Annotated in this window: 8 protein-coding genes; 7 read left to right on the top strand and 1 reads right to left on the bottom strand. The window is 70.7% G+C overall.

Annotated elements, in window-relative coordinates; all coding sequences use genetic code 11:
• Positions 1-13: 13 nt before the first annotated feature.
• Genes AW271_RS21245 through AW271_RS21235 form a run of 3 tightly spaced genes read left to right on the top strand, consistent with a single transcriptional unit; the run spans position 14 to position 3,314 of the window.
• Positions 14-1,036: an SIS domain-containing protein gene (locus AW271_RS21245; RefSeq protein WP_062339158.1), complete on the top strand. Its 1,023-nt coding sequence runs from the start codon at positions 14-16 to the stop codon at positions 1,034-1,036.
• Positions 1,033-1,947, top strand: coding sequence for a BadF/BadG/BcrA/BcrD ATPase family protein (locus AW271_RS21240; protein WP_063818067.1), 915 nt, complete (start codon positions 1,033-1,035; stop codon positions 1,945-1,947). Before AW271_RS21245 ends, AW271_RS21240 begins: the two co-directional genes overlap by 4 nt.
• Positions 1,944-3,314 (top strand): aldehyde dehydrogenase family protein, encoded by a 1,371-nt coding sequence (locus AW271_RS21235; RefSeq protein ID WP_062339157.1) that lies wholly within the window; start codon positions 1,944-1,946, stop codon positions 3,312-3,314. Before AW271_RS21240 ends, AW271_RS21235 begins: the two co-directional genes overlap by 4 nt.
• A gap of 66 nt (positions 3,315-3,380) precedes the next feature.
• Here the strand turns inward: AW271_RS21235 and AW271_RS42440 are convergent, their stop codons facing one another.
• Positions 3,381-4,607: an alpha/beta hydrolase family protein gene (locus AW271_RS42440; RefSeq protein ID WP_063818066.1), complete on the bottom strand. Its 1,227-nt coding sequence runs from the start codon at positions 4,605-4,607 to the stop codon at positions 3,381-3,383.
• Positions 4,608-4,787: 180 nt separating this feature from the next.
• On the opposite strand from AW271_RS42440, the gene AW271_RS41500 reads away from it, so the two are divergent.
• From AW271_RS41500 to AW271_RS39895, 4 genes are all read left to right on the top strand, one after another.
• Positions 4,788-6,695 carry an Ig domain-containing protein gene (locus AW271_RS41500; protein WP_063818065.1) on the top strand — a complete coding sequence of 636 codons (1,908 nt, stop codon included), beginning with the start codon at positions 4,788-4,790 and terminating at the stop codon, positions 6,693-6,695.
• A 167-nt stretch (positions 6,696-6,862) separates the two neighbouring features.
• Entirely contained in the window at positions 6,863-8,206 is a 1,344-nt protein-coding gene (locus AW271_RS21220; protein ID WP_218008117.1) for a pectinesterase family protein, read from the top strand.
• Between the two features lie 14 nt (positions 8,207-8,220).
• Positions 8,221-9,609: a pectate lyase family protein gene (locus tag AW271_RS21215; RefSeq protein ID WP_062339155.1), complete on the top strand. Its 1,389-nt coding sequence runs from the start codon at positions 8,221-8,223 to the stop codon at positions 9,607-9,609.
• Positions 9,610-11,044: 1,435 nt separating this feature from the next.
• Complete coding sequence (locus AW271_RS39895) at positions 11,045-11,671, top strand: RICIN domain-containing protein (protein WP_157554461.1); 627 nt, start codon at positions 11,045-11,047, stop codon at positions 11,669-11,671.
• Positions 11,672-11,796 lie beyond the last annotated feature (125 nt).

Raw genomic sequence — 11,796 nt, 5'->3', positions numbered from 1 at the left:
ATCTGGGGAAAGCATGTCAACGCCGAAAGAAGGTCACATCTCCTTCGCGTCCGCGCGGGCCGGTCAGGCCGCCGCGCTGCGGACCGCGATCGAGCGGCTGAGCAGGGACGTCACGGTCCGGCAGGCCGAGGGCTGGTTCCGGGGAGATGGCCCGATCTTCGTCGCCATCGGGGCCAGCCACGCCGCCGCGTGCGCGCCGGTGTGGACGCTGCGCAGCCGGGGCGTGCACTCCTGGCGGCTCAGCGCGGGCGACCATCCGCTGCCGTTCCCGCGCAGCGGGCACCCGCTGGTCGCGGTGTCGCAGAGCGGGCGCAGCGCCGAGACGCTGGCCGTGCTCGGCACCGTCGACCCCGATCTGCGGTACGCCGTCACCAACGCCGCCCCCTCCCCCATCTCCGACCTGGCGGGCCACGCCCTGTCGCTGGGCGGCATCCCCGACAGCTACGCCTCGACGATCGGCTACACCGCGACCGTCGTGGCCCTCGGGATGATCGCCGAAGCGTGGGACGGCGGGACCGTCGACCCCTCCTGGGCGCGGTTGCCCGGCCACGTCGACACCCTGGAGGCCGAGCTGGCCGGACGGGCGGGCACGCTGGCGACGCCGTTCGCCACCGCGAAGGCCGGCGACTTCGTCGGCGGCGGGCCGTCGGCCGGTTCCGCGGAAGCCGGGGCGCTGCTGTTCCGCGAGACGGTCCGGCTGCCCTCGGCGGCGATGAGCACCCGCCAGTACCTGCACGGCGCGATGGAGTCGGCGGGCGACACCGTGCACGTGCTGTTCGGCGACGACCGCGAGCTCACCCTGGCCCACACCCTGGCCGCCGCCGACCACCCGGTCATCCTGGTGACCTCGGCCGACGTCGCGCCCGGCCCGGCGCTGCAGGTGGTCCGGCTGCCGTCGGTGTCACCGAACCAGCGGGCGGTGCTGGAGGCGTTCGTGCTCCAGGCGCTCGTCGCCCGCACGGCCGAGGACGCCGGCGTCGACATCGAGGAGTTCGTCTTCGACAACGCCGACACCAAGGTCGGGGCGGCCCTGTGACTGTGGCTGTGACGGTCCTGGCCGGGCTGGACATCGGCGGCACCAAGACCCACCTGCGGTTCGAGACCCCCGACGGCCGCGTCCTGGCCGACGTGGTCGACCCGACCGACACGTGGTCGGCCACCCCCGTCGACGAGGCGGCCCGGTGGATCATCGGCCTGGTCGAGCGGCACCTCCCGGCGGGCGCCGCGCTCGCGGCGGTCGCCGTGGGCGCGCAGGGTTGCGACGACGAGCACCACTGCGCCGAGTTGTCGCACGCGTTGTCGGCGGCGGCCGGGGTCCCGGCCGCGGTCACCAACGACGCGGCGCTGCTGGTCCCGGCGGCCGGGCTGACGTCGGGCATCGGCGTCATCTCCGGCACCGGCTCGATCGCCGTCGCGGTGCGGCCCGGCGGCGGGCTGATGTTCGCCGGCGGCTGGGGCTGGGTCATCGGCGACGAGGGCAGCGCGCCCGCCCTGGTCAGGGAGGCCGTGCGGGCCGCACTGACCAGGAACGACACCGGCGACGGCGGCGACGTGCTGCTGGCGCTGCTGGTCGAGGCGTTCGGGGTGCCCGACGCGGTCGGGCTGGCCCGCAGCGTCAACGACCTGCCGACGGCCGAGCACTGGGCGCCCAGGGCCCCGGCCGTGTTCGCCGCCGCCGCCCGAGGGTCGGCCGACGCCCGCGCGGTCATCGTGGCGGGCGCAGAAAGCCTGGCGTACCTGGTCGGGGTGCTGGCCGCCCGGGGCGCGGGGGTCACCGACGTCGTCGCGGCGGGCGGCGTCATGACGGGCCAGCCCGACCTCTTCTCCGCCTTCCGTGAGGCGGTCGCCCGCGACCATCCGGGGCTGACCGTGCATCTCCTGAGCGAACCCCCTGTCACCGGCGCGGTCGCGCTCGCCCGGCGTCTCCAACCTGAGGAGCAGACATGAATTCAAGGGACAAATCGACCGGCGAATCCCTCGGCTCGGTCACCGAGTCGACGGTCTCCGACGTCGACGCCGCGGTCGGCCGGGCCGCCGCCGCCCAGCCCGGCTGGGCCGGGCTGCCGTACACCGAACGCGCCGCCGTGTTGCGGACCGCCGCCGCGCGGCTGGAGGCGCGGGCGGCGGAGGTGCGCGACCTGATCGTGCGCGAGACCGGCTGCATCCCCGGCAAGGCCGACTACGAGATCGGCGCCGCGATCGGCGAGCTGCACGCCGCCGCCGCGCTGGCCGCCCGGCCGGTCGGCGAGGTCCTGCCGTCCAACCACGCGGGCCGGTTCAGCCTGGCCGAACGCCTGCCCCTCGGCGTGGTCGCCGCGATCACGCCGTGGAACTTCCCGCTGGTCCTCGGCATGCGGGTGGTCGCGCCGGCGCTCGCCCTGGGCAACACGGTGGTGCTGAAGCCGTCTCCGGAGACCCCGCTGAGCGGCGGCGCGTTGTTCGCCGAGCTGTTCGACGGCGACGTGCTGCGGGTCGTGCAGGGCGGCCCCGAGGTCGGCGAACGCCTGGTCACCCATCCGGACACCGCGATGGTGCACTTCACCGGCTCGACCGCGGTCGGCCGTGCCATCGCCGCCCAGGCGGGCGGGCTGCTGAAGAAGGTGTCGCTGGAGCTGGGCGGCAACAACGCCCTGATCGTGCTCGACGACGCCGACCTGGAGCAGGCGGCCATGATCGGCGCCTGGTCGAGCTTCCACTACCAGGGCCAGACCTGCATCACGGCCGGACGGCACGTCGTCCAGGCCGGCATCGCGGAGGCGTACGTCGCCGAGCTGACGCGGCGGGCGGCGGCGATCAAGGTCGGCGACCCGTTCACCGAGCCGGTCGGCCTCGGCCCGATGATCAACGAGCGGCAGTTCGCCCGGGCGGCGGAGCTGCTCTCGGAGGCCGTCGCGGCCGGGGCGACCGTGCTCACCGGCGGTCCCGGCGAGGCCCCGTTCTTCCGGCCCGCCGTGGTGACCTCGGTCGGCACCGGCACCCGGCTCTGGCGGGAGGAGATCTTCGCCCCGGTCGCGCCGGTGCTGGTCGTGGCCGACGAGGAGGAGGCGATCCGGGTCGTCAACGACACCGAATACGGCCTGGTCAACTCGGTCGTGACGGCCGACCTGCGGCGCGGCCTGTCGGTGGCGCGGCGGCTGCGCGGCGGCATGGCGCACGTCAACGACGCCACCCCGCAGGACGAGGCGGGCGTGCCGTTCGGCGGGATCGGCCAGTCGGGGCTCGGCGGCCGGTCGGGCGGCGACGACAACCTGGAGGAGTTCACCACCCGCCGCTGGCTGACGACGACCGACCTGCCGGTGCACTACCCGTACTGACCGGGAGGCGCGCGGCGCCGTTCGGCGAGGCCGTCCGGCGGCGCCACGGCACGACCTTCGCGCGGGTCAGGCGAGGGAGGCGAACCAGCGCACCACCGACGCCGTGGCCTTCTGGTGGGAACCGAGGTGGCGGGAGCCGCCGTAGTCAGGGGTGCCGAGGTCGATCAGCGGGGCGTCCACCCCGTGGGCGCGCAGGTCGGCCCGGCAGCGGTGGCTGTTGGCGTTCACGGCCTGCTCGTCGGCCTGGGCCAGGTAGAGCCGGATCGGGACCTTCGGCGTCCACGAGCAGACCGAGTCGGCGACGCGCAGGGCGGCGGCCAGCCCGCCGGTCGGGCCGGCGAGGGCGTCCCGGCCGCGCGGGGTGAGCAGCTCGTCGACGGTGTCCGGGGTGCCCATGACGACCTCCATGCCCGTGTGGGTGCCGTCGAGCAGCCCTTCGACGCGCTTGTCGTAGGGGGCGCGGAAGACCTCGCCCGGCGAGTCGTACAGGTGGTGGAGCCGGTTGAAGGCGACGAAGGTCAGGGCCGCGTAGACGACGCCCGCCTTCGGGTTCGTCTCGCCCTTCAGCAGGGCGGGCAGTTCGGCGGCGCGGAAGGCGTAGCCGCCGCTGACCGGGGCGACGGCGCCGAGCCCGAACCAGGGGTCGGCGCCGGCCTGCAGGGAGCGGGCCAGCCCGAGCGCCGCCGAGGCGCCCTGCGAGAAGCCCGTGACCAGCACCTTTCGCTCCAGGCTGCGGCCCGACCTCGCGGCGAAGCTGCGGGCCGCGCGCAGCATGTCGAGCGAGGCGGTCGTCTCCGACGGCACGTCCATCCACGGATGCGGGCCGGGTCCCCTGCCCAGCCCCAGGTAGTCGGGGGCGACGGCGGCCATCCCGGCCGACGCGTAGGTCAGCGCCGGCGCCGTGCCCCACACCTCCTTGGCGGTCGAGGGCGCGTCACCCTTGAACAGTTCGGTGCCGTGGGTGAACGACACGGTTCTCAGGCGGCGGTCGCCGTTGCGGGGTAAGGCCACCAGACCGCTGGCGGTCGTCCAGCCGCCCTTGGCGTCGAGGGTGCGATAGACCAGCCGGTAGGTCTCCACCCCGTACCTGACCCTGCCGGTGTCCCAGGGACCGCCGGCGTCGCCCTTGAGCTTGTTGCTCACCTGCTTCGGGGAGAGCGTGTCCAGCCGCTCGGCCGACACGATCCGGCCCCGCCGGTCGTCGGAGGCGGAGGCGGAGGAGGGCAGCGGGAGGGTCGCGAGAATGAGTCCGGCCGCCGCGGTGACGGCCACGGTCTTCGTGATCGAATTCATGCTCCGAGGCTAGGTTCGGCCGGTCGGCCCAACCATCCGGCCCGCCGCCCACTCAGGGTGGAGCGTGCTCCACCTCCTCAGCGGAGATACGTTCACGAAAACGCTTTCGGTGATCTTAACTGGGGCGTAAGGTTCCGGCGAAAGGTGGACGAAAAGGTTTTCCATCAGAAGGGATCCACAGTGAGACGATTAGCCCTGACCGCTACTCTCCTCATCGCGTTCATCGCCGTCCCCACCGCATCGCACGCCGCGCCGACGGCCACGGTCGTCGACATGTTCGGGCGCACGATCAACTCCTACGGCATCCAGCTCGTCGACTGGCAGGGGCACGTCGCCAACCCCGCGCTGACCTTCACGGTCCGGCCGCCGAGCGACGTGCGGTTCCCCATCACCGTCGACCTCAAGGCCGAGGGCACCTCCCGGTTCATGATGGATCTGCCGAGCCAGCTCACCGCGACCGGCGCGACCAAGACGCTGACGTTCTCCGGCGCCTCGGAGCAGCGCACGTTCCGGCTGGGCATCCAGTCGAAACGGGGCGCCGGGCAGGACGAGACCCACACGTTCCGGCTGACGATCCGGGACGCCGGAGGGGCGACGTACACGCAGACGATGCCGATCCGGGTGCAGCAGGACGAGAAGACCACGCTCGAACCGTCGATCCCGATCACCTTCGACTACCGGTTCGACACCATCACCGGCTACTTCACCAACACCGCGTTCCGGACGGCGGCCGAGGAGGCGGTGAAGGACTGGTTCCGCTACTTCGAGCTGACGCCCTTCGACACGGTCGCGGCCGGGGCCGAGCCCAACCACCTGCCGGGCAACGACTGGCAGAACACGGTCAACGTGACCAACGACCGCGCGTTCACCGGCCACTACGTGTTCTTCCGGGGCATCCAGACGCCCTACTCGACGGGCTACCCGGCCAGGAACGGCCGCTACGCCACCCGCGGCGGCCAGCAGGTCCCGGGGCCGCTGCACCGCTCGACGGCGATGATCTTCGAGTACGACGAGGCGGGCAAGCAGCTCTTCACCTCCCTCGCCGACGAGGACTGGTGGCGCACCACGATCACCGGTTCGGTCCTCGACGTGTACGGCCTGGTCATGCACGAATACGGGCACGCCGTCGCCTACCACAGCGACTGGGCCGGCATGCGCTCCTACGTGCAGTCGGGCGGCGTCGACGCGGAGGTCGAGGCCTACCAGGGCATCCGGGTGCCGCTCGACTCCAGCTACCACGTCCCGGGAACCCAGCAGTACTGGGATCGCATCAGCGGCCAGAGCGGCGGCTGGACGCACGCGTTCCCGACCCGGCGCTGGACGCTGACCAAGCTGGCGCTGCTCATCGCGGAGAACGCGGGCTGGCGCCTCAACCGCAACCTGACGCCGTTCCTGGCTCCGTCGATCACCACGACGACGCTGCCTTCGGCGACCGCGGGCACGGCGTACTCGCAGCGGCTCGCCGCCCGGGGCGGGGTCCCGTTCTACGACTGGACGGTCACCGGCGGCGCGCTCCCCGCCGGGCTGACCCTCGACCGGTTCACCGGGACCGTCTCCGGCACGCCGACCGCCAACGGGACCTCGCAGTTCACCGTGCAGCTCCGGGACTACGACTCCCGCAGCACCCCGGTCACCCGCACGTTCACCATCCAGACCGGCGGCGCCTCGTCGGGCAACCTCGCCCGGAGCGCGACGCCGAGCGCCTCCTTCACCTCGGCCTGGGAGTCGGTGGCCGCGATCAACGACGGGATCGACCCGCCGGGCTCGAACGACACCGTCAACCCGCGCTGGGGCGCCTGGCCGAACACCGGCGCCCAGTGGGCCGAGCTGACCTGGCCCTCGGCGCAGACCCTGCGGTCGGCGGACGTGTACTTCTTCGACGACGGCCAGGGCATCGACCTGCCCGCCTCGTGGAAACTCCAGTGGTGGAACGGGTCGTCCTACGTGGACGTCCCGGCGACCTATCCCGTCGTGGCCGACTCCTACAACCGGGCCGTCTTCTCCCCCGTCACCACGACCCGGCTGCGGGTCGCCCTGCAGAGCGGAACGGCGTCGGTCGGGCTGCTCGAGGTCAAGGCGTCAGGGTGAACGTTTCACGGGTGATCTCTGCGATTAGTTTGGATGATTGACAAACTTTCTCAGGGATCTTACGGTGCGGGCGCCACGAACGCTCCCATCGTGAGGAGGGCTCAATGCCCACGCACCTCAAGGCCAGGATCAGAGCGTCAATGCTCGCGGTCCTGGCCTTGCCGATTGTGTTAACGCAAACACCGGCGCAGGCGGCCACCCCGGCCGCGAACGGCGTCTACACCCTGGCGTCGGCCTCCAGCGGCAAGTGCCTGACCGTCGCGGGCACCGCCAACGGCGGCCTGGCCACCCAGGTCGCCTGCGCCGCCACGAGCACGGCCCACCAGTGGAAGGCGGTGGCGCAGAGCGGCGGCTTCAACCTGGTCAACGGCGCCGGCACCCGCTGCCTGGACGCCCCCACGACCGCCCAGCTCCAGCAGTGGGGTTGCGGCGACGGCACCAAACCGAACCAGCAGTGGACCTTCACCGCCTCGACCGCCGCTTCCGGCAAGTTCCTGGTCCGCAACGTCGCCACCGGCCAGTGCGTCAGCAACCAGGGCGGCTCGACGGCCGGGAACAACCCGATCGTCCAGGAGGCCTGCTCCGACGTCGCGCGCATGCAGTGGACGTTCAACCAGATCTCGGCCGGCGGGACGGCGGTCGTGGCGGCCGACGGGACCGGGCAGTACCGGACCGTCCAGGCCGCGATCGACGCCGTGCCCTCGAACAACACCACGCGCCGGGTGATCACCATCAAGGCCGGCACCTACCGGGAGATCGTCACGCTTAACAAGCCCTACGTGACGCTCCAGGGGCTGGGGTCCTCGCCGTCGGCGACGGTGATCGTGAACAACCGCTCGGCGTACACCCACGGCACCTCGGGCAGTTTCACCGCCCAGATCTCCGGCCGGGACGCCGTCGCGACCAACCTGACCTTCTCCAACGACCTCGACGAGAGCTCCGTGCCCAGCGGAGCCCAGGCCGTGGCCCTGCGCCTCGACGGCGACCGCACCCTCCTGACCGGGGTGCGGGTGCTCGGCGACCAGGACACGCTGCTGGTCAACGACTCGGCGCGGGCCTACGTGAAGAACTCCTACGTCGAGGGCACCGTCGACTTCATCTTCGGCGGTGGCACCATCGTGTTCGACGCCTGCGACATCCACGAGAAGCGCACCACCGGCGGCCCGATCACCGCCGCCAGCACGGCGGCGACCAAGACCTACGGCTTCCTCTTCTACCGCTCCCGCATCACCGGGGCGACGAACAACACCACGCAACTCGGCCGTCCGTGGCGGCCCGACGCGCAGGTGCTCTACCGCGAGTCGACGCTGAGCGCGACGATCCGCACCGCGCAACCGTGGACCGACATGTCGGGCAACACCTGGCAGAACGCGCGCTTCCGCGAATACCGCAACACCGGTTCCGGCGCCGGGACCGGCTCCAACCGGCCGCAGCTCAGCGATTCCCAGGCCGCCGACTACACCCCGCAGCGTTACCTGGCCGGATCCGACGGCTGGAACCCCGTCTTCTGAGAGGGCACGTACCGATGAAACGATCACTGCTCGTCGCCGCGCTCCTGCTCGGCGTGACCGCCCTTCCGGCCCAGGCCGCTGCCCCTGTCGCGAACGGCGTCTACACCCTGGCCTCGGCCTCCAGCGGCAAGTGCCTCACCGTCGCGGGCACCGCCAACGGCGGCCTGGCCACCCAGGTGGCGTGCGTGGCCACCAGCACCGCCCACCAGTGGAGGGCGGTGCCGCAGGGAAGCGTGTTCAACCTGGTCAACGGCGCCAGCACCCGCTGCCTGGACGCCCCCACCACCGCCCAGCTCCAGCAGTGGGGGTGCGGCGACGGCACCAAGCCCAACCAGCAGTGGACCTTCACCGCCTCCACGGCGGCCCCCGGCAAGTTCATCGTCCGCAACGTCGCCACCGGCCAGTGCGTCAGCAACCAGGGCGGCTCGACGGCCGGGAACAACCCGATCGTCCAGGAGTCCTGCTCCGACGTCGCCCGGATGCAGTGGACCTTCAACGGCCCCTCCGGCGGCCGGACCTGGTCGGACTCCCCCGACGGCTTCGCCGCGACCGGCGGCACCACCGGCGGCGCCGGAGGCACGACCGTGACCGTGACGACCTACGCCGATCTCGTCCGGTACGCCACCGCGAGCCAGCCCCACGTCATCAGGGTCAACGCCACCCTCACCGCCTCACCCAGGGGCAACGAGATCCGGGTCGCCTCGAACAAGACCATCGTCGGCGTCGGCCGGAACGGCTCCGTCGTCGGCGGCGGCTTCTTCCTCGACGGCGTCTCGAACGTCATCATCCGCAACCTGACCATCCGCGACACCCTCATGCCCGAGGACGACCCGGGCGACGACACCTACGACTACGACGGCATCCAGATGGACGGCGCCCGCAACGTCTGGATCGACCACAACCACATCACCCGCATGAACGACGGCCTGATCGACAGCCGCGAGGACACCACCAACCTGACCGTGTCGTGGAACGTCATCGCCGAGAGCCGCAAGGCGTTCGGCATCGGCTGGACCTCCAACGTCACCGCGCGCATGACCATCCACCACAACTGGCTGCGCGACAACGCCTCCCGCAACCCGTCGACCGACAACGTCGCCTACGCGCACCTCTACAACAACTACCTGCAGAACATCACCGGCTACGGCAACTACGCCCGGGGCGCGACGAAGATGGTCCTGGAGAACAGCTACTTCCAGAACGTGAAGGACCCCTACTACCGCGACGACGCCGCCCAGCTCCGCCAGTCGGGCAGCGTCTGCTCGGGCTGCTCGGGCCAGCAGGAGACGGGCGGGTCGGCCTTCACGCCGAGCTCGTTCTACTCCTACACGCTCGACCCGGCCTCCCAGGTGCCCGGCCTGGTGAGCACGTACGCGGGCCCGCAGGCCAACATCGGCGTCTGACTCGGACACCACAGGCCGGTCGTCCCGACCCGGGTCGGGACGACCGGCCGCGTCCCGAAGAGACGAGGTCCAGCATGTTCGCCCCAGCCGCCGCGTCGGTTGGGAGTGGGCTGTATTTCGTGGGGGCGCGCCATGGCGCGGTCGGGGTCGCCTCGGACGTGTTCGCGGCAGCGGAACTGGTCCCAGAGTGTGGGCCGACGTCGTTGGAGTCGTGGTTCTGGTCTGCGGAATGGGCCGGGCCGGTGGCCTTCCCTCTCGGGTACTTGCAGCGGGACCCGAAGAGGTGGGCTGTCGCGTGTGTCCCCCGCGCACGCCTCCGGCGCGCTCCCTGCCCCGCCTTTTCACGGAATTTCCATGTGATCAGAGGATGAGGAGATACGGCGGCGTGGCGGTCCCATACGTGCTGGCGAGATCTAAGGAACTGGTCTGCGATCCGATCAGGTGCGTGTACTCGGGCCGGACTTATGCGCCGGTTGGTCGCCGGTCTGATGTGGTGAACGGCGTGCTGCGGACGCGGGTGAAGACCTCCGGCAAGGGGATCCGATGTGGCGACTGGTCGATGCTGTTCGGCAGTGGCGCTGTATGACCAAGAAGCTGTGTCAGGTCTGCGGGGAGGCGGCGGGTCGCAGCAAGCTGGTATTCCGTGGATTCTGACCCAGAGTGTTTTTCACAAGATGTCGTATTCACCGCTGGATTGCGGGGACACCAATTCCCCGCCGACGTGCCGGGCCTGCTGGCCGGAGGCGTCGCGGCGATGCCCTGAGCTGAAGTGTCATGCCCGGGTCGTGGCGGTGGCGGCGGCATCTGCCACCGATGATTAGGACCCGGCCGGTAAACATCGCGGGCTGGATGAGTTCGCGCGGCTTCCCACGGTGCCGGTGACGCAGCTTGTGTCGCGCCTGTACGGGATTCGGGACATCACAGGGCGTCTCAGCCAGTTCGGCAGCCACGGGTGGGGGGACCACCCATAAGGGGCGGCGGAATCACCGCAGGTGACCCCGTAGGGGCGAGCGTGAGCACGTTCGGCCGGGCCGCATGGTCGATAGGGCCTTAAGCGGGCTTGCCGGAGCCGGTGTTGCTGGGAGCGATGTTCGGCAGAGGGCGGGAATTAGCTTTGCGCCTCTCCCAGGGCGAAGATGCTCCCTGATTTGCGCACAACAAACGAAAGCATTGCGCGATCAAGACACCAAGTTAAGTGATTCGTGCGGGGACCAGGAAGAGGATTGCCGTGCGACTGATATGACTCTCAGCAGTTATTCAACAGCACAGAGTCATATCCATGGGGATGCGCGGAAGACACACCCGGTGCCTAGATCTCGGGCGTGCCTGCCGAGAGATTCCCATGACCGCCGGGACTGACGGGCTATCGATGACCACGACACGCGATGGCCGCCAATTCGGACAAGTCCCGCCCTTCCGAGAAAAGGAACCACCCATGAATTCACTACGCATCAGGACCGCGCTGCCCGCCGGCCTGACAACGCTCCTGCTTGCCGGCTCCGCTCTGCTCCTCTCCGCGCCGGCCGATGCCGCTCCCGGCGAGGTGGCACGACTCGCTCATGCCCTCGATCGCGAATCCGCCCAGCCCGGCGCCTATCCCCCGTTCGTGGACGGCCGCCAACACGTGATCGCGAACCTCGGCACTCGCGGCTACCTCATCCACGAGTTTTGGTCAGCTCCGGGGTGCACGGACGCCGTCCCCTGCCGCCTCCAGGCATGGACCGGCGGCGTGACCCCGCCGGCCAACGAGTGGTACTTCGAGGACGTGCAGGCGCGGAACGGCTACATCTGGTTCCGCATGCGCAACTCCAAGTCCAACAAGTGCGCCGTGCCCGGAGGCGTCGCCTGGGCACTGCCCACGGCCGTCGTCAAGACCTGCAGCAACGGCGATGAGTTCCTGTGGCGGGCCGAACCCGAACGCAGCGGCGACTGGCGCACCGCCAAGTTCGTCTCCTACACCACCAGGCGCGCCCTCAAGCCGTTCGGCACCACGCTGAACGAGTTCCTCGTCCTGAACGACGACGGCAACAGCTCCAACTACTACTGGTCGGTCTCCCAGTAGCGGGAGCCACGTCGATGTTGTGGCAGCCCGCCGGCACGACCGCCACGGGAGCTGGTCCTGTGCGGCCCTCAATCGGGAGTCTGGCGGGCGGCTACGGGCGCGGGACCGGATGGGCTTCTTAGAAC

It is taken from the genome of Herbidospora sakaeratensis (assembly GCF_001570525.1).
Lineage (GTDB): Bacteria > Actinomycetota > Actinomycetes > Streptosporangiales > Streptosporangiaceae > Herbidospora > Herbidospora sakaeratensis.
The sequence above is the reverse complement of the archived record's forward strand: the minus strand, read 5'-3'. Positions and strand labels throughout refer to the sequence as shown.

Excerpts from the sequence above, each read along its gene's own strand:
- AW271_RS21245 (WP_062339158.1), top strand. The coding sequence starts at position 14 with ATGTCAACGCCGAAAGAAGGTCACATCTCCTTCGCGTCCGCGCGGGCC.
- AW271_RS21235 (WP_062339157.1), top strand. The coding sequence starts at position 1,944 with ATGAATTCAAGGGACAAATCGACCGGCGAATCCCTCGGCTCGGTCACC.
- AW271_RS42440 (WP_063818066.1), bottom strand. The coding sequence starts at position 4,607 with ATGAATTCGATCACGAAGACCGTGGCCGTCACCGCGGCGGCCGGACTC.
- AW271_RS21215 (WP_062339155.1), top strand. The coding sequence starts at position 8,221 with ATGAAACGATCACTGCTCGTCGCCGCGCTCCTGCTCGGCGTGACCGCC.
- AW271_RS39895 (WP_157554461.1), top strand. The coding sequence starts at position 11,045 with ATGAATTCACTACGCATCAGGACCGCGCTGCCCGCCGGCCTGACAACG.